Origin of the sequence: Vibrio sp. 10N.286.55.E10 (genome assembly GCF_002872555.1) — a bacterium.
Taxonomy (GTDB): Bacteria; Pseudomonadota; Gammaproteobacteria; order Enterobacterales; family Vibrionaceae; genus Vibrio; species Vibrio crassostreae.
This window is the reverse complement of sequence record NZ_MCSD01000018.1, coordinates 91,417-113,776: the sequence shown is the minus strand read 5'-3', so window position 1 is coordinate 113,776 and position 22,360 is coordinate 91,417. Positions and strand designations below refer to the sequence as shown.

The window sequence follows — 22,360 nt, the reverse complement described above, 5'->3', positions numbered from 1 at the left end:
CTGCTATCTTAAAGAAGGTGATAATTAGAGTTCTTGAAAGAACAGATTAAGAGGAAAGGATGCCAAATACTTCTCAGATAATGACAGTGGTTGATAAGAAGGAAGTAGAGCTGTTTGCGGAACTGTTCAAACATATCGATGGTGAAATCTACACCTTGTTACGCAGTGCCAAAATCCCCAATGACATTCTCACCAGCAATGACCATTACGATTACCTCCCAGAGACCACCATAAAAAATGTGGTCAAGATTATGGGGGAGTCGGCGTCGAGAGAGGAGTTCTCGTTGTTTATGTGGAGCTTTTGCAAGCAAACTTATGTTCCAAGGTTTGTGGTTAAGCTAAGCCAGCAGGATTCATTGAAAAGTGCGTTAGACCAATTTGGTGAACAGTTAAAGTTGGTATCCAATGGGGCTCATGTCTATACCAAATACGCAGGTGGTAAGTGGTGGTTTGTTCGCGAGAAGCCATTTACGAACGCGCCTTGGTTTAAGTTCGCTGAATTGTTCTCTGTCATTTTCATAAACGAGCTACTTTCAGTATTAACGCAAGGACGTTGGAAGCCGTCTGAGGTTGGCATTCAAAGTGGCGATCTCGAATGTTTTCAATCTCTTCCACAAATGGGCACTGCTCAATTTTATACACAGAGACCCGTTACGGCCTTTGAAATTCCAGAAGAAATCATGCTTGCGCCGATTGTCTTGCCAAAGAATACTATTTCTCATCATCATTACTCTGGCGAGTTCAATTGTCGGTATTCATAAAGAGCGAGCCTTGTATCGCTCTTGGTATGGACTGTTATTGATTACGGCTTTAGTGTCTGGCGTTTTTTCGTTTTTGGAAGGCTATAACCTGTCGATAGTGACACTATCAGCGTTGGCTGTATTTTTGTTTTCACACATTTACTCGGCGTTAAAACAGGTGATGAAAGCAAAAACGGTGACGCCCAATCACATTATCGGGTCAATCTGTATCTACTTGTTATTAGGGTTTGCTTGGTCGACCATCTACTTGTTGATTTTAGAGATCTTCCCTAATGCATTTAATGGGTTAGAAGAGCAAATTTGGCTAACCAACTTGTTCAATGCGATGTACTTTAGCTTTATCACCTTGACCACGGTTGGCTATGGCGACATATCACCGGCCCTGCCTATTGCTCAATTCTTTGTGTTTATGGAATCCATTATCGGCAGCTTCTATTTGGCTATTATGGTGGCGAGTTTGGTGAGCATTCGACTTGCACAGTCTCAGTCCCAATAGAACACTTACAAATAATAGAGCACATACAAACAAGCCGGCAATCGCCGGGCTTCTTCTATTTTATGAGCTTCAAAGTCTCTTTAAGTCTGAACTCAGTGTGAGCTACAAACCTTAAGCTTCAGTGCCTTGAATCTTCTCTAATTCAGCGATAGTCGTTTGCGATACAAGTTGACTATCCATGTAATAGCTAACGTTTTGACCCTCTTTGATGCCCGTTAGAGTAGCCGTTTCACCAGATGTATAGACGATGTCCATTTGAACCGTATTCTCGTCGATCATAATCATCTCACCCGTTTCAATAGTGCGATTGTTTGAAATTGGGCCTACAGGGGCTTCTTTAAGGCTTGGGTCTAGCTCATCGTTTACTTTGAAGTGAGTATCTGTTTTTGTATCAAATACGTGTGGTGAACCGCTGATCGGGTTTTTACCTGTCCAGAATTCAAGTGAGTTGAATACGACATAGTCGGCTGCGGTTGTAATACCGTATACAGGCGCTAATAAGAAGTTTACACCTGCACGAGCATAGCGGTTATCGACAACTTCAACGTTAAATTTCATCACTTTCCCTGTTACGGCGTTACTGCCGATACAACCCGTTAGCGCAGAAGCCAAAACCGTTAGTCCTACAATTTTAAGTGCAATCTTTTTCATTTTAGTACCTGTATAAGTTAGAAGTCTGTTTTGTTGGAACAGGTGTAGTATGGTTTTTATTCGATTATCAGTTTTACCATTTAGCGCCACTGACAATATCAAATGTCCTCGGGTTTTTGGCATAAAGCTAGGTATAAAACTGGGCACAAAAAAAGCGCGACCTAATAGGGCGCGCTTTTGGGTATTTGGATAAGTCGTAATGAAAACAACGACTCCAATATAGAATTACTTCATCACATAAGAATAGGCCGATACGACAAGCCAACGGAAAAATTGAAATAAAAGGGTCGAGGCTCTAAAGGCAAACTTAGCGACTGATAACATTGCTTCTGCACCAATACTCACGCACTTATGCAAATCGGATTCTTTGAATTCTGAATAGGTCATGTGTTTTCTCACTTCTGGCTGTTATCTTTCATATGTAAGTAACGACTCCTGTCTGGCGATATACCCTGAGCGCGTAATGTACGAACTTTCCCCGAATGAGATTTACCATTTCATGCCAAGTAGTGTGAAAACTAGTCAAAAGATAACGAGTTGAGAGAAATTAAGTACGTACCTAGGTGTAACTGAGCAAGTTACCGAAAAAGCGAGGGTAATAGTGGTATGATCCCGGGCTCAGCACCATAAGTGATAAAGAATAGGAAACAGAATGACTCACCTTACCGAACAGCAAGAAGCTGCAATGGCGACGTTTAAGGAAAACTTACACCTGCCCAATGGTGGTTTTCATAAACTGATTATCGAGCTAAGTAAGGAATATCAGTTGCCTTTCCAAAAGGTGCGTGCGGTTTTAAAGAAAGCTCAAAAAGATGTGGAACGACAGATAAGAGAAGACTTTACCAACGTTGATGACACAGTACTGAGCCAAGCGAACTGGATAAATATCATTAAGTCGAAACTTGTTGAGTTAGCGGAAGAAAACCAAACGGTTATGGATAAGCTGCAACAAAACCTGAAGTATCAAAAAGTGTTGTCGGCAACCGAGGGTTCAATCGCAAGTGAAGACGAACGTGACGAGTTGATTGAAGAGTTGATTCAAGCTTATGAGAAAGAGGTATTCAAACCTTTACTGGCGATGCTGCATACAACAAAGCTGTATTGGAAGTTAATGCTGGTGGATGAGACATGTAAGATGAATGAAGAGAATCGTGAGAAATTCAGTGATTACCCTCAACACATGCAAGCTGCAGAACACTTATATACTCTTGATCAGAAGTTAAGGTCGATACCGTTAACTTATTAGTCCATGAATGCACTGATAATGACTCATTGGTGATTCAGAGTTCGATATAAGTTGGTTTCAATAGAAGCACGATAACCTAGCTAGCGTTAGCCGCGTGTGAAATGCAAAAAGGGCTAGGTTTCTGATCTGTTTTACTTCTACTCTATTTTGTTCTGCTAGAGCGAATTGAGGGTGACATCTTTTATATCTTTGGAGCTAGGCGATGTTTCTTTTTGTCGCCTTTGGGAAATGCTATAGGAGTGTGAAATGTCCTAGGGTGTTTCCGTTGCCTGAAACGATAGTTCCGATGCTTTCTCGTTCATTAAATTCAAAGTCGATGAGATAACTGTGATGTTGTAGCTTGGGCAATATGTGGCGGTGGAGTATATCGCTATTGAGCTGTCGAATCTCGGTGACCCATGAAATCTCTTCTTTGTGTAAGTCTATTTTAATCTTGAGCATTTATTACCTTTTAGTTTATTGACTGTTTTTTCGCGTGATAGTTGGTACCAATGGGTTTGTCGTGTTGTTCTGCGTGACATAACTGTGCCTTGTATTTATTACATTTGTATTTAAGTAGTCGCTCTATCTTGAATTCGCTAAAAAGAAAGCAAATGACGAATAGAACGGTAGTGGGATCTAATTGAGAAGCTATTGAATGACTATCTAGGTGAAAGCTGACGCAGAGATGGTGTAACGAGGGAATCGAGAACTGTCTATGTGGAACTTGGACTTACTTTAGCATTAACAGCTCTATAGATTAGAGCCAGGTGGCGAACTATACGCCTAGTTTTTAAAATTACAACCCTATTTTCAATTAAATTAAAAAATATTTTTGAGTGACTTATCATCGCTTACTGAAGGTTAAATGAGCGACGGTTAGGATATTTACTATGATATCTGACAGATTTTTGGCTTTGCGCCGCTTCGTCTTCTTTGTAATTAGTTCTTTTCATTGCTAGCTTGATTAATCTTAACATAAGCCTTTGTTATGTTTAGGCTTTACATTGTAAACTGTAAGTCGTAGCTTTTGGGTTAAGCGTTATGATTACAGAACAGTTGGTCACTTTTTGCCATCAATTTTCCTCTCCAGATTAATGCTCATTTTCCTCTTCGCGTCTTTTTGTTATTTCTGATTCCTAATACTTCTCTTGACTACGCAAAACATGAATACTCACTTTTACGTTTCTGAATAATAAAGTTGTTGTGTCGCTAATTTAACGCAAATATAATTGATAATAATTCTCACTTGCGTTACAGGTTTGTCGTCGAAGCAATGACAGACTTTAAATTATCGTTATTTAGCCGTTGTGTAGGCCCCATGCTCACCTATGAGTCATCTGACTTTCATTGTCATGAGTGGTGGTTTGTCTCAATGGCAAAGGAAGAAACATGAAGAAAACAATCAATTCAGTTCGCCAGTTATTGAGCGGGCTTGCCATCGTTCTTGCATCATCATTCATGATGACCGCTCAAGCGGAAACCGTGACTATTGAACACGTGAAGGGCGCAGCGCAGTTTGATGAAGTGCCGCAACGAGTCGTGGTTCTTGGTTTTGGTAGCTTGGATGTGCTAGATAAAATTGGTGTCAAGCCAGTCGGCGCACCTCATAGCCTTATGCCTGATTACCTAGAGTCTTACAAAGCAACGACAGCAAACACTGGCTCGTTGAGCGAACCTGATTTTGAAGCTATCTACATGTTGAAGCCTGACGTTATCATTGCTGAAAACCGCATGCTAAAGGTCTACGACAAGTTGGCACAAATTGCTCCGACGATCATGTTCTCTATTGAGGGCGATAAGTACTGGGCTGACGCTCAAGAAAACTGGCGTGCACTAGGTCAACTGTTTGATAAACAAAATGAAGTTGAAGCGATCATCACAGAGACTCAAGATTCGATTGCAGCGGTAAACGATAAAGTAACGTCTGGCGAAACCACTGCGATGATGCTGATGAACAACGGCAATAACATTGCGATGTTCAACAAAGGTAGTCGCTTCTCAATCATCTTTGATGACTTCGGATACGTTGAATCAAAGAGTGCGACAGTGGTTCCAATTAAAGGTACACACGGTAACTTAATCTCGTTCGAATACATTGCCGATGCAAAACCTGAAGTACTTTATGTTCTCGACCGTGAAAAAGCGATTGGTAAGTCAGAAGGTCGCGCACAACAGCTGTTTGATAACCCATTAGTTGCGGCGACACCTGCAGCGCAGCAAGGCAACATCGTTTACCTTGATTCAAGTGCTTGGTATTTGGCGGGTGGTGGCGTGACAGCGATTCACAGAATGTTGGGTGATATTGAACGCACGATTCAATAGTCACCAATCATCAGATTTTCGGGCTTATAAGAACGTTCTTATAAGCCCTTTTTCACTTTTCATACGGACTCAAAGAGCCCTACCTTTAGTATTATTTCTATGTTGAAACCCATTGCCGCTGCTGTATTTCTTGTTGTGTTATGCGTTACGTCGTTGATGATTGGGGTCGCTGAAATCAGTTTTAGTGACTTCTTCAATGGTAACCAACATGCCAATTCCATTTATGTTGTTAGTCGGATACCTCGACTGTTCGCGATCGTGCTAGCTGGGGCGGGTTTAAGTGTTTCTGGCCTTATCATGCAGCAGATTGTTCAGAACAAGTTCGCTGCTCCTTCTACGATGGGCACGATTGATTGCGCCATGTTGGGTTACATCGTCGGTATTCTGGTGCTGGGTAATGCCGCTCAATGGAGCTACTTAGGCTTTATCTTTGCGTTTGCGGTGTTAGGCACCATGTTATTGGTTCGCTTCTTACAACACCTCAAGTTTAAGAATGCGGTGTTGGTGCCTTTAATTGGCATCATGTATGGCAACGTTGTCTCATCTCTAACAACCTTTATTGCTTACAAATACGATTTAGTACAAACCATGTCGGCATGGACGATGGCGAACTTTGCGAGTGTATTGCAAGGCAGCTATGAAATTCTTTACCTCGCGATTCCTGCATGTGTGTTGGCTTATTACTTTGCGAGTCAGTTCAGTGCGGCAAGTATTGGTGAAAGCTTCGCAAAAAACATCGGCCTCAATTATCAAAAGATCGTTTTCATTGGTGTTGCTCTTGTCGCGATCTGTGCATCTTCGGTGGTGATGATTGTTGGTGTTATCCCATTCCTTGGCCTTATCGTGCCGAATATCGTGTCGCTGATGATGGGTGATAACATGAAGAAGATTCTGCCTTGGACAGCCTACTGGGGTGTGATCTTGGTATTGGCTTGTGACTTGTTAGCGCGAATCGTTATCTTTCCTTATGAGATTCCAATCTCAATGGTCATCAGCATCTTTGGCGGCTTGATTTTTATTTACCTAATCATGAGAGACAAGTCGAATGCGTGATTCAGTAAAAATTGCGATTCTGGCTATCGCGTCTTTGTGTATGGCCACAGTATTTGTGGGGCAGGGACTTACTTGGGATAACTACGAGTTTTTCTTGTCTCTGCGATTACCTAAACTACTGTCGATTGTGTTGGCGGCGGTGGCGATTTCTGCATCGTCATTGGTTTTCCAAACCATCACGAATAATCGAATTCTAACCCCTTCCATCTTGGGCTTTGACAGCTTGTATTTGCTGGTTCAAACGGTTCTTTTGTTTGTGTTTGGCAGTGCTAGCTTCTGGGTGGTTGATTCAATCGCAAACTTTTCGATGTCTGTGACTGTGATGATCTTGTTCTCGTTTGCTCTGTTCCATTTCTACTTTAAGAGCAAGCGAAACAACGTATTCACACTGCTTCTGATAGGCATCGTGTGTGGCAGCGTGTTCTCGAGCTTGTCTAACTTCTTGGCGATGTTGATTGATCCGAACGAGTTTGCCGTGCTGCAAAATGTGATGTTCGCGAGCTTCAACAACGTGAAAGGTGAACTGGTTTACCTCAGCCTTATTCCATTGGGTTTGAGCTTGCTTGGCCTGTGGTTGTTAGCGCCTAAGCTTGATGTGCTTTGGCTTGGTGTCGATAACGCAACAAGCTTGGGCGTGAACACCAAGCGACTGACTCAAATTACCTTGGTGATTGTGTCAGTGATGGTCGCGGTATCGACGGCTTTGGTTGGCCCTGTGCTGTTCTTTGGATTAATCACCGTGAGCTTAGCTCGTCAGATATTCAAATCTTATCAACATCGCGTGCTTATCATTGCGAGCAGTTTGTTAGCGGTCGTTCTATTGGTTTCAGGCCAATGGTTTATCGAAAAAGTAATGGCGTTTGAAACCACTGTGAGCGTGGTCATTAACTTGGTCGGCGGTTTGTATTTTATGTTCTTGTTGTTACGCACCAGAATTCAGTAAAGGTAGTAAGTAGTGATTAAATTAACAGGTTTGAGTAAGAAGTATGGCAAGACACTTGTGGTGGATGATGCCAGTGCCATGTTCCCGAAAGGAGAAGTGACTTCTATCATTGGCCCAAATGGTGCGGGTAAAAGTACACTGCTTTCTATGGCGAGTCGCTTAACCGAAAGTGATGCCGGTGAAGTCATTATTGGCGACAAGCTACTGGCTGAATGGGATACCAAAGAGCTGGCAAAACACCTTGCTGTGTTAAGGCAGTCGAACAACATCAACATGCGATTTACGATTCGCGAATTGGTTTGTTTTGGCCGTTTCCCACATTCACAAGGTCGCTTGAAAGACGAAGACCATAAGATCGTCGACACTGCGCTCGAGCACCTTGGCATTACTGATATTCAAAACAAATACCTTGATGAGTTGAGTGGCGGTCAGCGTCAAATGGCGTTCATCGCAATGGTTGTGGCGCAAGATACGGACTATGTGTTCTTAGATGAGCCACTGAACAACCTAGATATTAAGCACTCTGTCGAAATCATGCAGACGCTGCGTCGTTTAGCGCATGAGTTTAACAAAGCGGTCGTTATTGTAATTCACGACATCAACTTTGCTTCATGCTACTCAGATAACATCGTCGCGATGAAAAAAGGCCAAGTGGTTAAGTCGGGTAAGGTCTCTGAAGTGGTTGAAAAGTCAGTGATGGAGTCTATCTACGAGATCCCATTTGAGATTCGCGAGTTCGATGGCGTTCGAATCTGTATGTATTACTCAGGTCGTTAGGCTACTGAATAATCAAAGCTGTTTGTTTTCTAACTGTTCAATAAAAGAGCTCCCCTATGAGGAGCTCTTTTCGTTTGGCTCATATGTCCAAGAGAGCATATTTTCTCTTGTGTTAGACATTAATTTCTGCCGAATTTTTGACATCAAACTAGACTCAAATCGTTAGTTTGACGTCACTCGAAGATCTACTCTTCATTTTTAACAATCATTTGTCATTTTCATGTTGAGTGGTGCGAAAACCCATCTACACTATGATTATAACTGTTTGATTTTTATACGAGGTGTCAATGAGTCGTAAACCTATAGTGTTAGTCGTAGATGACACCCCAAGTAACTTGGATGTGCTAACTGCAATTCTCAAAGATACTTACCAAGTAAAGGTCGCGATCAACGGTACTATCGGTATCAAAATAGCGAAGATGGTGCCACAGCCTGACTTAATTCTCCTTGATATCATGATGCCTGATATAGATGGTTACGAGGTATGCCGTCAACTGAAAGCTCAACCCAATACCGCGCATATACCGATTATATTTGTGACCGCCAAAATGGATCCTGAAGCTGAAGTGAAAGGGTTGTCTTTAGGTGCTGTTGATTATTTAACGAAACCCATTACCCCAGAAATCGCACTTCAGCGTGTAAAAACCCATATTTCTCTTTATGACCAACAACGCGCGTTGTTTAGTCAGGTAAAAGAGAAAACCCAAGAGATCAATCTAGGTAAGCTAGAGACGCTGAATATCTTGGGTAGGGCGGCTGAATTCAAAGACAATGAAACGGGCATGCACGTTATGCGCATGAGCCATTATTGCGAAATATTAGCCAAAGCCTTGGGCATGACAGACGAAGACGCGGAAACCTTGCGTGATGCTGCACCCATGCATGATATTGGCAAGATAGGTATCCCTGACAGTGTGTTACTTAAGCCGGGTAAATTAGACCCGGACGAGTGGGCCACCATGCAAAAACACGTCGAATACGGCGTAGAGATACTCGGCAGGCAGAGTGACTCTAAGTTGATGCGAATGGCCATTCAAGTCGCGCAATATCACCACGAAAAATGGGATGGCAGCGGCTACCCAAATCAAATAGCGGGCGAAGAGATTCCTCTGGTCGGGCGCATTGCTGCGGTTGCGGATGTATTTGATGCTTTGACAGCAGAAAGGCCTTATAAAAAGGCTTGGAGCGTTGATGAAGCGCTGGCCTTGTTTGAAGAGCAAAAGGGTAAACACTTTGACCCTAGGATAGTAGAGCTGTTATTTGAAAACTTACCTAAGATTTTAGCGATTAAAGAAAGATTTAAAGATGAGTAATCTGTTCATTCGGTTCTATGTATTCACATTATGGTTGCTGACTGGTCTAGTGTTTGCTAACACCGTTAGCGCCTCTGAAGTGACTGATGCAGAGCTAGAGGGTTGGTTAGACAACAAGCCTTCAGTGACTTTTATAGCCCTTACTAACCATTACCCATACTCGTTCCTTGACGACAACGGAAAAGTGTCGGGCATTATTAAAGACTGGGCACAGGATCTTGAAGAGCGGTTTGGCGTTCACGTGAGGTTTATTAGCGTAAGCTCGCGCAGTGAAGCCAAAGCCGCGCTCCTTGATGGTCGAGGTGATGTTTTTCCTTTCCAGCAGTTTGATCCCAGTGAAGGAAAGCGTTTTATTTCCAGCGACCCATATATCCCTTATCAGGTTGCTGTGATTGTCCCTATTGATAATAAACTCACCGTTAGTTTGGACCAAAACCATAAGCGCCGAATTGCTATGGTTAATGAAAACATTGACTTAAAAAAAGCGGGTGTTCAATTAAGTTCTATCGAGCGCGTCGATTTTGACAACGTTATCGATGCGGTCAGGGCGTTAGGTGAAGGTCAAGTTGAAGGGATTGTGGCCGAACCCATTACCACTATGGACCTTGCAAAGAAAGTGGGCGTTCATGACTTAGCTGTTAACTACGTGTTAGAGCATTGGAAAAGAATACAGGCCACTATGGTGGTTCGTAGCAGCGATGTAGAACTCCTAACTCTACTCAACAAACAGATAAATACTTTTGATGTTCACAAAGAGAACCAGATTTTATCTAAGTGGCTAGATGCGTCTCCTTATCGGGTTCCACTTAAAGGCGTGTTTGGCTTTGGTAATCCTCCTTACATGTATCCAGATAGTACCGCTGTTGGCTTGGAGCACGACATTATACAGCGCGCATTGAATGACATGGGCTACAAGTTAGGTGACGTTGTCACGCTTCCGCCGAGTGCCGCGAGGAAGGCCATTGATAATAATAACTCGATCTCTTTTGTCTCAGGCGTTCAGGCTGACGATCCGGATGCCCACTTTTTAAGTGATAGTGTTATTAACGTTGAATTCGTCCCTGTGTCGCTGGCAAGGCGCCAACTCAATCTTAAATCTCAGAAAGGCCTGTCTCTGGGTGCACTGTTGTTTGATGACACCTCCCCCATAAAAAACTCGATAGAGATGCTTTCTAAGGAAGTTGATATCGAACGAGTTGAAGATATCGGTACGTTAGAGTCTGCATTCGCACAGTTAAGAGCACAGAGCGTAGATGTCTTAATGGTCGAGAGGCGAGTACTGGAGTGGTTTATTACTAATACTCGCTTTATTGAAATGTCAGAGCTTCGATTACACGATGACTACCGAGTGGAGTATCCAATCTATGTCGATTTTAAGAGTGAAGAACTGAGAGACCGCTTTAACGCTGCGGTGGCCAACCTTAAGCAAGTCGATGATGGTTTAAACCAAATCATTGAGACTCATATCCAGAGTGACCTAAGCCAGGTTCTGAAGAAAGCGAGTATTATTGCTCAAATCTCGGCTTATTTTATCGTAAATGACCGCTTTGACGACTTGTCTGAGCTCTTTGAAGTATTTGATACAGACAGTTCATTTCAGGTGATCACAGCCCAAGCAGACAACAATAATCGCCCAATTAAAGCCTGGTACATAGGTAACCTAGTTGATGATTTTGGAGAGAAGCGCAATACCTCCCATTTTGCATCAGTGACCAAAGTCGCCAGCTACCGCACGAAAGGTGGTATTACTAATTCGGGCTCCATGACCTTTTACTTTGACACTCGATCTCAACAGCGAAACCATATTTACTTTCCAGATATAGAGCAGTTCAATTCGTTTGGTGAACCCGCTAAGCGGTATATTGCAGAGATATATCAAGCAAATAACTTAACGGGAGAGATCTTAAATTTAAGTGAAGAGGAGAGGGAGTGGCTTAAAAATAATCCAACGGTGCGAATCGGTATCGACCCTAATTCACTCCCGTATGAGGCTGTCTCTAGTACTGGGGAGTACATCGGTATGATTGATGATTACCTGGAACTCATCGGGCAGAAAACAGGCTTGAACATTGAGCATGTTGATGTTGCTAATTGGTCAGAGACTCGAAGTTTAGTTGATCATCAAGAAGTTGAACTCGTCTCTGCTGCGCAAGAAAATCGCTCGTTGGGAGAGAATGTCAAAGCGGTAAATAGCCTCTTCTCAAGCCGTTTGGCACTTGCATCAAGACGAGAGGTGAGCAGTCTGGTGCTCGATGAAGCGACAGGATGGAAAATTGGTATTTTAAGAAATGCAGCGAATACTGAGGCGATAGTAAAGAAGTATCCAAACGTTGAGTGGGTATTTGTTGATTCAACCGCAGAGGGGTTGAACTTGCTAGATGATCAAAGCTTAGACGGAATGATCGATACGGTCGATGTCTTAAACTATTTGATCGATTCATTTGGACACCGAGATATTGGGATTATCGGCCGACTCGACTTTTTCCTTTCACCGACCTTACATGTGATTAAATCGGAACCTCTTCTATTTTCTATTTTGAATAAAGCCATTGATAAGATCTCTGCAGAAGAGCATCAAAAGATATCAGCGAAGTGGGCAGCACCAAAAGCGATAGAAAGAGTTGACTATCATCTGGTTTACACCATCTCCGCTTTTTCGTTAGTGATTCTTTTGCTGATTGTCTTCTGGAACCGAAAACTCGCTAAGCAGATTAGCATAGCCAATCAAGCAACAGAGGCACTCAAAAAAGCACAAGACCAACTCTATAGCATGCTGAATAGTTCCCCAATTGCCGCTGCTGTGGTGTCTGATGAGCAATGTCGTTATGCGAATGACACAGCAAAACGCTTGTTTGGCGTTGAAAATAAGGAACTCTCGTCTATCGATGTAGTTGCTATTCATGATTCTCTCGAAGTTCGTGATGACATTCATAAAGAGCTCAAGCTAAACGGAAAAGTCGTGAACAAAGAGTTAGTGCTTAGAAAGTCAGATGGCACTCGTTTTGTCGCACTTGTTAGCTATTACTTGTTTGAGCTTGATGGTGAAATCGCAACGCTATTTTGGGCATTCGATATTTCTGAAATGAAGCGACTGAACGAGCAGTTGGCAGAGGAAAAAGAGAAAGCGAATCAGGCAAGTCAGGCGAAATCAGAGTTCTTGGCGAATATGAGTCATGAAATTAGAACGCCAATGAACGCCATTATTGGTCTGTCTTATTTAGCTATTGGGGAAATCTCTAACCCTACAGCCCGCAACTATATCGAAAAAGTGCACCGTTCAGGGCACTCTCTGTTAAGCATAATCAACGATATTTTAGACTTGTCCAAGATAGAAGCCGGGCAGTTGTTTATCGATAATATTCCATTTAATGCACTAACGACGTTTCAAGATGTGATTGAGTTGATGGAATCGAAAGCTGCTGAAAAGCAGCTCAACTTGTCGATGTCGGTTGACCCAGAACTGGATACCCCTCTTATGGGGGACCCACTCAGATTGTTCCAAGTGATACTTAACCTGATAGGTAATGCGATTAAGTTTACCGAAAAAGGCAACGTCACGTTAACCGTCGATGTAATGGAATCGAATGATAACAACTTGACCATGAGAGTCAGCGTTGTGGATACCGGTATTGGGATCTCCGATGAGAACCTCCACAAACTATTTCAAGCGTTTAGCCAAGCAGACACAACAACAACGCGCAGGTTTGGTGGCACAGGGTTAGGGCTCAATATTAGCCAGAAACTTGTTAACGCGATGGGTAGCCAAATTACGGTTGAGAGTGAGTTCGGGCAGGGCAGTGAGTTTTCTTTTATTGTGACACTTGCAAGGTCGACGGATGAAGAACTCGCTAAGTTTAAAGCTCAAGAATTGCAATCGGATTATCAGATAGAGTTTAAAGGTCAGAAGATACTGCTAGTGGAAGATAATGAGTTAAACCAAGATCTTGCGTTAGCCTTCTTTAGTCGCTTTAAGTTAGATGCCGACCTTGCCGAAAACGGAAAAGAGGCATTGGCGTTGGCGCAGAATAATGACTATGAAATGATCTTTATGGATCTGCAAATGCCAATTATGGATGGGTTTGAGGCTACAAGGTTGATCCGTGAATTCAATAAAGCTGTGCCTATTATTGCGATGTCGGCCAACGTGTTTAGTGATGCGAAACAAAGAGCAAGAGACGCAGGCGTAACAGATTTCTTGGATAAGCCAATCATAATTGATAAAGCGACGTCTTTGATCTCTAAGTACATCGTGCCTGAGGTGTTGATTGAAGGTAAAGCGCCTGCGCCTAAATTAGTTGATGAATCAGTTTCTGACAACTCTGGCTTGCCTATTTTCTCACTAGCTCGATTTGAGCAGCTCACCAATAACGACACAGCCTTGCAAAATAAGGTGTTAGATAGGTTCTGCCAAGGGGCGCCATCGATGCTGTCTGAGGCGTTCGATAATCTAGCGCAAGAAGAGTGGGTGACGTTAGAGCGGAATCTACACACCCTAAAAAGTATGGCGGCTTCAATTGGCGGGCAGAGGCTCGCTGAATTACTCAGTGACTTAGAAAGTCGAGCTCATAATAGGACATGCGTGGAGCAAGATCTTAAGCATGGCGAAATTGGCTTAACGGAGTTAATTGAAGCGGTCGAGCGCGATTTTGGCAAACCATGCGCAGTCACGGCAGACAAAGATACAGGTGAAACTTCGGACTCTTCTGAGTTAGATCCCAAGCAAATCGCTAAGCTGCTATCTCTTCTCGAGGCTTACGATAACGATGCGACTCAATACGTTTCGGAGTTACTCATTGAACACCCTGACTCGAGTGCTTTAAAAGAGGTGCTGAGATTGCTAGAGAGTTACGATTTTGAAGGTGCCACTGAGGTGTTCAGCGCTTCACAGCCATAGAACCAAAACCTTTTGCTAGTAATCAAAGCCTTTAACTATCGTGGTTAAAGGCTTTGTTTATCTGTGCACTAACCTAATTGCTGACATTCTGTTTGATTAAATCAATCACGGTGTTGTATCGATGAGGGAGCTTGCGGTTTCGCTTTTGGACTAAGTACAGCTTTTCCTCAACTTCTACTTTTGGCGGGACGACGTGCAACTTATCTCTTTCAGCAAAATGTTCAACGGCACCAGCTGGCAACACGGTAAACCCTAATCCCTTGGATACGGGCAGCAGTATCTGATGAAGTTGGTTGATGTAGCCTGATTTCGGAATCTCATTAATGTTGATGTTCGCGAGCTCTTTATCACCACACAGGTCAAAGTACAAAGAGAGGTAATGCGCAGAATCTGGGTGAGCAATCAGGCCAATCTCATGCAGCGTTTGTGGCGTGATCTCAAGGTCGGCATGACTGTGGTGCACGATAAGACACAATGCTTCTTTGCCGATAACTTGGCTTTGGTAATAGCTGTCGTTCGGTGAGTGTCTCACGATACCGACATCAGTCGTGCCTTGCAGCAGGTCATTCAATATCTTTCTATTCGGCGCTGCCTCTAGATTAATGCTTAGATCTGGATGTTGCTGCTGCAGCTCAAGAAGCTTGGGATATAAGCGTAAGGAAAGCGAGCCTGAACAGGATAGGTGACACTGCCCAGAGTAAGGGTTATCAAAACTAAGTGATTCGAAAAGGTCTTCTTGGTCTTTCTCTAATTTGAGTGCATAGCGATACATAATCCGACCTTGCTCGGTCAGCTCGAAGCTCTTATTTTCTCGAGAGAGTAGCTCGCAGTCACATGCTTGCTCAAGTTTTTTGATGTGTTGGCTAACACCTGGTTGAGTCATGTACAACTTTTCAGCCGTTTGGGTGAAATGGCCGACTTCTACCAGAGTCTTAAATGTGTTGAGCCAAAGTGGATTAATCATACTTGCCTCTTAATGCCGAAGTTTTTTGAAACAGTGCTAGTGAATAACAGAAAATTATTATTATCTCCGTTAATGATAAATGCAAATCCAGAATGAATTGAAAATATAGAAAGCGACGCATTCGATATCGTTGAAGATCCAAAAGGAGATGGCTTTAAAGCAATACATTGGTAGCAGGTGAGTTTCATTTTTTGTAACAAAGTGTTGAGACTTTGTTGGTTATTTGGTCTAGTGATCAGCCGTGCTCATATTTAGGAACGAAGATGAATAGAAATGTTTGGCTACTGTCACTGTGTCAGGCCTTATTAATGACAGGGAATATCTTACTGATTTCCGTGATTGGCTTGATAGGAAAACAGATTGCGCCCAGTGTCAGCATGATTACTTTGCCCGTTGCGCTTCAGTTTTTAGGCTTAATGGCTGCCACGATTCCTGCGTCTTTAATTTCAGGTAAGCTAGGACGAAAGAGAGGGTTTAGCATTGGTAATGTCGTTGGCATTACAGGGGCAAGCCTTGCTACCTACGCTTTATCTCAGCAGCATTTCTACTTGTTTTGCTTCGCCACATTTTTGCTCGGGATAGGTATTGGTTTTGGTACGCTTTATCGTTTCGCTGCTATCGAAGTGTGTGATGAAAATGCACGACATCGCGCAATTTCTATATCGATGGCTGGTGGCGTTTTAGCTGCGGTATTAGGGCCGAACTTGGCGATTATGTCGCAACAATGGTCGCAAGATGGCCTATATATTGGTGCGTTCGCTTCATTGATTGGCTTAAACATTTTAGCACTCCTTATCTTACAGACCATTCAATTCCCTAAAGTGTCGTTTAGTCACCAAGCACCGAAGTCGGATTCTTTGAGTGCAATCGTGAAGGCTCCAAATTTTGTCGGAGCCGTCTTTGCAGCAATGGTTGCCTATGCGGTGATGAATATTCTGATGACGGCTACACCATTGGCGATGATCGGTTGTGGATTCGACTTTACTAAAGCCGCCGGTGTGATTGAGTGGCACGTGTTGGGTATGTTTGTCCCGGCATTCTTTACTGGCTCACTTATTGAGAAGTTTGGTTCACGAATGATGATTTTGGCGGGTGGGGTGTTGTTCGTTGTTTGTATTGCTATCAACATTCATGGCGAATCAATCTGGCACTTCCGAGCGGCTTTGGTTTTACTCGGGGTAGGCTGGAACTTTATGTTCATCGCGGCAACCGGTTTGTTCAGTCAATCTTATCAACCGCAGAACAAAGCGAAGGCTCAAGCGTTTAATGAGTTTGTTGTCTTTGGCTGTGTGACAGTAACGGCGTTGCTTTCTGGTTGGTTAGAGTCGACTGCGGGCTGGCAAAACCTCAATATCTACGTATTGCCATTTGTGCTAGCCGTTATTTTATTGTTTGCATTTAGCGCACGTAAATCTCGCATTCAAAAGCAGCCGGTGTGAGTAGTTGTCACCTGCTTGGGTGAGATAGACCTCTTCATTTGAACAGAGCGTTAGGCTAGCTTTTCCGAAGCACAGACCAATAAAAAGCCCTACCGATGACGGTAGGGCTTTTGCTTACGGCTTAAATAATAACGTTTTCTTAAAACTACTGTCCTGACTCATGCCAAAGACAGCAGTACTTAAGTTGGTTTATCAGTACGCACGTTATTGTCTACGTACTTATTTCAATGATTTGAGCTGGAAGCGACTTATAGGTCGACCATAATGGTCTTAGTCGTGATCCCGCCTTGGTCATCAATTATCTTCAAGGTCACCTCGTGTTTCCCGTATGAAGGGAAGATAGAAGTGAATGTGCGACCTCGTTTTACTTTTCCATTTGGAAGCGTCCACTCAGTATCAACAATACGACCGTCACTGTCTGAGCTTGTTGACCACATGGTTACCCAGCGTCCCAAGTGGATGTACTTCGCACTTGCTTCCGGTAGGGCGTTTGGAGATTCAACACTCACTACAGAGCTGAACGAACCTGTGGTACCTTTGTCGTCGACAACAGTCAAGATCACCGTGTAATCACCGGCTTGCTCGTAAGTCCACGTTGGCGCTATTTCACTGCTTGTTACGCCGTTGCCGAAGTCCCATAGGTAGCTGATGATTTCGCCATCTTGATCCGAACTGAAGTTGCGAGCTGAGACGTTCAACCCATCTGTATTGAGTTCGAAGTTCGCTGTTGGCGCGATGTTGTGTTGGCTTACTTTCGACAGACGTACCACACCGTATTCGTTGACATCGCTTTGGTTAACAATGTCTACCACCAAGCCAAACTTAGTCAAAATACGACCCGAATCAGGAGCTTGTGGTGATGTGTAATCTTGATCATCAGAGAAGCTTGCTGTACCCACTAGGCTTGTGTCCTGAAGCACATCGTTGTCACTGTTCACAAGACGCATAGGAGTATGGTCTTTCAGTGAAAACGCGGCATCACGGACTTGGTAACGTGTTTGAGCGACTTTTCCTGAGTTTTGCCAAATCATGGCATTTTGGTCTGCATCGACCACACCTAACCAGCCTTCTCCTGGATGCTTGCCTACCCAGTTATCAGTGAGCGACTCATCGACATACCAAATGATCAGACCTGGATCGAACGACATGAGCTGGCCCATGCGCTTGATATTCGCTAAGCCTTCATCCACGTCCATATGACTGCGCCATTGCAGTAGGTAGTAGTGTTGAGCTTGATGGAAACCATTGCTCAATTTGAAGCCATTAAGCGCAAAGCTAGAGTTATCTTCGCCGTCATCTACCGCAACCGTGCCGCCGTCAACGACAAGGCTCAGGTTGTCTAAGTAGAAACCTTCCATGGCTAAGCCGCCATCGGTGATGTACTCGAACGAAAGCTCGACTTCTTGTCCTGCCCATTGAGAAACATCAAATTCAGCATCAATCCAGCCGTCAGACTCTCCACCAACCGCAGGAACTAGGCCGGTATTGTAGGGGTCATCCATAGAAGTGATGTTGCCTGCGATGGCTTGTCCGTTCACAAGGACACGAGCAAAATCATAGTCTTTCTCGATTTGGTACCAAGTTTTGAAGGTAAGCATTGCAGAATCGCCCGCCGGGATTTCCAGCTTACGGGTCATGCTATTTTTCAGGTCGTCGCCTTTTTGAGAGTGGAATGAGTACTCACCCTCGAACGGTTTCAAACCTTCGATTTGTTTCTCTGGAAGGTCGACCTTAATCATGTTCGGACGAGAGTTATCTGTCGTTTGGAACAGGGTGTAAATTTGTGGATTGTCTTCCAGGTCATCAATTGAGATTTGGTCATCATTAATCCAACGACCACCAATAGACTTCTGTAGGAAGTGTTTTGCCCAAGAACTGAATGCGGTTGGTTGAGTACCGCCAATTTGACCAGCCCAGCTGCCTGAAGACATGATAGACCAATAAGAAACAGGTTCACCTTTACCCGTGTATTGTGTGTCGTACTCATCTGGAAGGCCTAAATCATGGCCATATTCGTGAGCACAAACACCGGCTGCTGCGTCAATCGGTTGAATCGTGTAATCAAACGCCGCGTACTGGCCATTAAAGCGGTCTGGAAGCGAGCTAGAGGAGCCTTCTAGCACATGTGTGCGCCCAAGGTTGAATCGGTGAGACCAAATTGCATTAGGACCTAACACACCGCCACCGGCTTCTTCACCTACAGAGGCATGGAACACCATTAGGTGATCAATTACGCCGTCTGGCTCACGGAAGTCTCCGTCACCATCGTAATCGTAACGATCTTCGATATCGTAATCAGCGAGGTTGATGCTAGGGTCTTGAGCTAACTGGTTGAGGGCTTCGCGAACGAGCTCTTGAGCATTTAGGTCGTTATCCGTTGTCGGGGAGTTACCACCGTAGAAAGCTGCTGGCTTAGAAGCTCGATACCAACCTGCGGCTTGACCCGCCACACTGTAACTGTCGCCTGACTCACTTTGATAATACTGGCGCATCGAGATTAAGTTTTCACCATTTGGTCCGGTATAGCCTGAATCAGAAAACAGTAACTCTTGGTAGTGTTCTGGGTTGTAGCTCTCGTAGAGCATTTGCGTGTGCTCTTTAGTGAGCTTGTTATCGTCCCAGTTTAGATCAGGGAAGTCGACAAGCAGCGCGAGCACTTTGTCCGTGCGCTTGGTACCCACTTCCAGTGCGAAAACACTCGCTTTTTTGACGCCGGACTCTTTTTCGATGGCTTTTAGAATCTTTGCTCTCAGCTCCATGGCTTTTTTGCCAAATTGCGCATCACCTTTAAAACCCGAATTGATTTTACTTTTTAGGTAACGATCAAGGGCGCTGTGTTTTTCTTGATCGCTAGCGTTTTCATCAACTAAGCCTTGTCTTACTAGCATTTCAATTAGCTTATCTTCATTAACAACACCTAAATCAATAGGTGTTTTAGCATAACTGTTGACGCTAAATAGAGTAATCATTGCTGAAGCCAGCAACGTCTTTCTCATTATCTTCATTACATTTCCTTTTTATATTTCCATGTCGATATTAATATCAACTTCCTTCACCGGTGTTATTCACCGATATTGGTCTAATGCACTCTTTTGGTGCTTTATTTACCTGACGTTGGTTTTTTATATCTTTATTTAAATCGAAATTAGGCTGATGGTTCTTATTTGCTTTGGCATTGAGATAGATACGCAAAGCTTCTTGGTTGTCCTTATAATTTAAGCCGGGACAGATAATGCCTTGTTCAATCAATGACTTCAGCAATGGTTCATCATTCTCTATAGTGGAAGCCTGTGACAGTGAGGATAAGGACAGAACCATTAAAGCCATTGTTTTATGTGACATTGTTATAATTAGCCATTTGTTTCGATTGTGTAACAAAATATATTTATAAAATTAACCAATCAAACTGTAAATTTTTACAAGTTATTGTCTATCCTATTTTCAACATTAAGAGTTAATATCAAATAGCCTTAGATAATTATCTTATTGTCAGTTATTTATTTCATTTTGGTGAATTTGTAGTTGATTGTTTTAATAGTAAGTATCAGTGTGGATAATATGGTTATTGTCTCTCGTGTTAATAGAGGTAAGGCTTTAGATAGTAATAAAAATACCTTTATACTTTGTGTTGATATAAGAATAGTGAATTTTATTGTCAGCCCAATGATGGATTATTCGTGTTTAAATTATTTTCACTCGAATTATCACGATTTCTTCGATTGAGGAGAGGTGAAAGCGCTTGTGGGCGCAATGTTACGCAAATTTTTGGGTTGGAGCGGCGAACAAGTTGGGTAGTGAAAAAGCTGATGATAAAAGAGCCTGTGTGTCGGCTCTTTTGCTAAAAGGTTTAAGGTGAGTTTTCGCTGTTATGATTGGGATACGTCGCGATAAAAGTAACGCTCACAAATCGTTGGTTTGACACGTTTAATAGCGTGCGAAATTAAAGCAACGATGAGGACTGAAAATACGATTCTTCCCCAGAATATGGTGTAAAAATTAGCCCCAATCAGCAAGATCAACAAGGTGTCTTCAATCAAACTGTGGAGCAGGTTGAGTAGCATAATGGCGGTAAACACGTCTCTTGCGGCTATATGTCCTTTCTTTGCTTCGTTGATCAATAACCCGCCACCGAACGAAAGACCGAGCGTGATCCCTATGATGGTTAGATTGGTCGCATCTTTGCTGATGCCTAGTAGTCTTAAAAATGGTCGTAGCAGCAGAGCCATTAACTTCTCGATGCCAAGAACCTTTAAAACTTTAAGTAACAGTAGCAGTGCTGAAATCACCATGAATATCACTGCAAAGTTTTTGAGTTGTTCGATAGCCCAACCGATGTAACTGTTATCTGACGATACTTCTGGCTGCCATAAAACGGTTGCTGGATAGTTGAGTAAATCTCCGTATTGATAGCTGAGATTCAGTAGCCATGCCAATACCAAGCTGCCGCCGACTCTGACTGATAAGGTGGCAAGCCAGCTTACGCCTGCTTTTTTCGCTATTGCGCCTTCAATTGGCAATGAATGGGCGAGAAGCATCATGCTGCCTAATACTGAGGCTTGAGCGACAGTAAGGGGAACATCGGAACTGATGAGAATAATCAACCCTGCATAGATGTTAGTGAGTATGGTGGTTGCCCATACCAACCCCATTTCTTTCGGTAAGCCAACACTTTCCATTATTGGGCTCAGCCATTCGCTAAGAATCATGATGCCGCCGAGCTCTTCAACTACCTTTATAACGATGATGATTGGAATCATGATTCGAAAAAGCGTCGAGGTGACATCGAAAATTTCTTTAAGGAGTTCTTTAAAGAATTGATAAGTGAATTTCATTGTTACGACCATTGTTCGATTATGTTGTATGAGAAGATCTTATCGCGATTGCTGTGATCATAATTTTGAAATTGCTTTGTGAAGTTGCGTGAAATTTTTTAATTGTCGTAGAATTGAAAATTATAAGTCACAAAGTTGTGGTTCTAAGAAATTATGGAAATAGACCGAATAGATCGAAGCATTCTCGTAGAGCTTCAAAAGAATAACCGAATTCCTAATCAGGCGCTGGCTGAGGTTGTTGGCTTGTCACCACCTGCTTGTTTAAAGCGAGTAAGGCGCTTGAGAGAGGAGGGCGTAATCGTCGGTGATGTGTCTATCATCAATCCTGAGCTTACAGGCAGTAAGATGACTTTGGTTGTGTCTGTAGAAATGGAGCGAGATCGAGGGGACATCTATCAGATATTTCGCTACTCTATTTCGAAGGCTGCGGAAGTGACTCAGTGTTACCAAATTTCAGGCAGCTTTGACTTCATGTTGATTGTTACGGTCAAAGACATTCAAGCTTATGAAGATTTTGTTGAGCGGGTACTGCGTAAAGATTTGAACATTCGTAAGTTCCACACCTCTGTGTCAATGAGAACTGTGAAGTTTAGTACCGCCGTGAACTTAGATGAGTCGTAATCGTTAGATTGAAGAGACGTGAGGCATTGAGCTTTGTGAGGTACCTGGCTTATTTTTGTTTAAATA

General features: G+C 43.2%; 15 protein-coding genes and 2 pseudogenes. 11 read left to right on the top strand and 6 right to left on the bottom strand.

The window, feature by feature from the left end; translation table 11 throughout:
- Positions 1 to 80: 80 nt before the first annotated feature.
- A pseudogene (locus BCV39_RS12500) lies at positions 81 to 707 on the top strand (AraC family transcriptional regulator); the annotation flags it as partial.
- Between the two features lies 1 nt (position 708).
- Positions 709 to 1,257: pseudogene (locus BCV39_RS12495) on the top strand (potassium channel family protein); the annotation flags it as partial.
- Between the two features lie 111 nt (positions 1,258 to 1,368).
- Here BCV39_RS12495 and BCV39_RS12490 read toward each other — a convergent pair.
- Positions 1,369 to 1,908, bottom strand: coding sequence for a DUF3332 family protein (locus BCV39_RS12490; RefSeq protein WP_102432291.1), 540 nt, complete (start codon positions 1,906 to 1,908; stop codon positions 1,369 to 1,371).
- A 652-nt stretch (positions 1,909 to 2,560) separates the two neighbouring features.
- Here BCV39_RS12490 and BCV39_RS12485 point away from each other — a divergent pair.
- Positions 2,561 to 3,154, top strand: a complete 594-nt coding sequence (locus BCV39_RS12485) for a hypothetical protein (protein WP_102432290.1) — start codon at positions 2,561 to 2,563, stop codon at positions 3,152 to 3,154.
- A gap of 231 nt (positions 3,155 to 3,385) precedes the next feature.
- On the opposite strand, the gene BCV39_RS12480 is transcribed toward BCV39_RS12485, so the two are convergent.
- Positions 3,386 to 3,595 (bottom strand): hypothetical protein, encoded by a 210-nt coding sequence (locus BCV39_RS12480; protein WP_004731601.1) that lies wholly within the window; start codon positions 3,593 to 3,595, stop codon positions 3,386 to 3,388.
- 930 nt (positions 3,596 to 4,525) lie between these two features.
- Between BCV39_RS12480 and BCV39_RS12475 the strand changes: the two genes are divergently transcribed.
- The 6 genes from BCV39_RS12475 (at position 4,526) to BCV39_RS12450 (ending at position 14,438) form a co-directional block, all read left to right on the top strand.
- Positions 4,526 to 5,458 carry an ABC transporter substrate-binding protein gene (locus tag BCV39_RS12475; RefSeq protein WP_102432289.1) on the top strand — a complete coding sequence of 311 codons (933 nt, stop codon included), beginning with the start codon at positions 4,526 to 4,528 and terminating at the stop codon, positions 5,456 to 5,458.
- A 99-nt stretch (positions 5,459 to 5,557) separates the two neighbouring features.
- Positions 5,558 to 6,511, top strand: a complete 954-nt coding sequence (locus BCV39_RS12470) for an iron chelate uptake ABC transporter family permease subunit (RefSeq protein ID WP_102432288.1) — start codon at positions 5,558 to 5,560, stop codon at positions 6,509 to 6,511.
- The gene (locus BCV39_RS12465; RefSeq protein ID WP_102432287.1) at positions 6,504 to 7,454 is read left to right on the top strand and encodes an iron chelate uptake ABC transporter family permease subunit; all 951 of its coding nucleotides are present in this window, start codon (positions 6,504 to 6,506) and stop codon (positions 7,452 to 7,454) included. The genes BCV39_RS12470 and BCV39_RS12465 overlap by 8 nt, the downstream gene beginning before the upstream one ends.
- 12 nt (positions 7,455 to 7,466) lie before the next feature.
- Positions 7,467 to 8,231, top strand: a complete 765-nt coding sequence (locus tag BCV39_RS12460) for an ATP-binding cassette domain-containing protein (RefSeq protein WP_102300158.1) — start codon at positions 7,467 to 7,469, stop codon at positions 8,229 to 8,231.
- 287 nt (positions 8,232 to 8,518) lie between these two features.
- Positions 8,519 to 9,544, top strand: coding sequence for a two-component system response regulator (locus BCV39_RS12455; RefSeq protein ID WP_102432286.1), 1,026 nt, complete (start codon positions 8,519 to 8,521; stop codon positions 9,542 to 9,544).
- Positions 9,537 to 14,438: a transporter substrate-binding domain-containing protein gene (locus BCV39_RS12450; protein WP_102432285.1), complete on the top strand. Its 4,902-nt coding sequence runs from the start codon at positions 9,537 to 9,539 to the stop codon at positions 14,436 to 14,438. The genes BCV39_RS12455 and BCV39_RS12450 overlap by 8 nt, the downstream gene beginning before the upstream one ends.
- A gap of 73 nt (positions 14,439 to 14,511) precedes the next feature.
- Here the strand turns inward: BCV39_RS12450 and BCV39_RS12445 are convergent, their stop codons facing one another.
- On the bottom strand, positions 14,512 to 15,402 hold the full coding sequence (locus BCV39_RS12445; protein ID WP_102432284.1) for a LysR family transcriptional regulator: 891 nt from the start codon (positions 15,400 to 15,402) through the stop codon (positions 14,512 to 14,514).
- Positions 15,403 to 15,665: 263 nt separating this feature from the next.
- Here BCV39_RS12445 and BCV39_RS12440 point away from each other — a divergent pair, with 263 nt between their 5' ends.
- The gene (locus tag BCV39_RS12440) at positions 15,666 to 16,841 is read left to right on the top strand and encodes an MFS transporter (RefSeq protein WP_102432283.1); all 1,176 of its coding nucleotides are present in this window, start codon (positions 15,666 to 15,668) and stop codon (positions 16,839 to 16,841) included.
- 248 nt (positions 16,842 to 17,089) lie between these two features.
- On the opposite strand, the gene BCV39_RS12435 is transcribed toward BCV39_RS12440, so the two are convergent.
- The 3 genes from BCV39_RS12435 to BCV39_RS12425 form a co-directional block, all read right to left on the bottom strand.
- Positions 17,090 to 19,846, bottom strand: coding sequence for an immune inhibitor A domain-containing protein (locus BCV39_RS12435; protein WP_102432282.1), 2,757 nt, complete (start codon positions 19,844 to 19,846; stop codon positions 17,090 to 17,092).
- Positions 19,847 to 19,883: 37 nt separating this feature from the next.
- On the bottom strand, positions 19,884 to 20,183 hold the full coding sequence (locus BCV39_RS12430) for a hypothetical protein (protein WP_102432304.1): 300 nt from the start codon (positions 20,181 to 20,183) through the stop codon (positions 19,884 to 19,886).
- Positions 20,184 to 20,707: 524 nt separating this feature from the next.
- Positions 20,708 to 21,673 (bottom strand): hypothetical protein, encoded by a 966-nt coding sequence (locus tag BCV39_RS12425; protein ID WP_102431672.1) that lies wholly within the window; start codon positions 21,671 to 21,673, stop codon positions 20,708 to 20,710.
- Between the two features lie 153 nt (positions 21,674 to 21,826).
- Between BCV39_RS12425 and BCV39_RS12420 the strand changes: the two genes are divergently transcribed.
- A complete protein-coding gene (locus tag BCV39_RS12420; protein WP_102431673.1) occupies positions 21,827 to 22,294 on the top strand; it encodes an Lrp/AsnC family transcriptional regulator in 468 nt (155 codons plus the stop codon).
- The last annotated feature ends 66 nt before the right edge of the window (positions 22,295 to 22,360 follow it).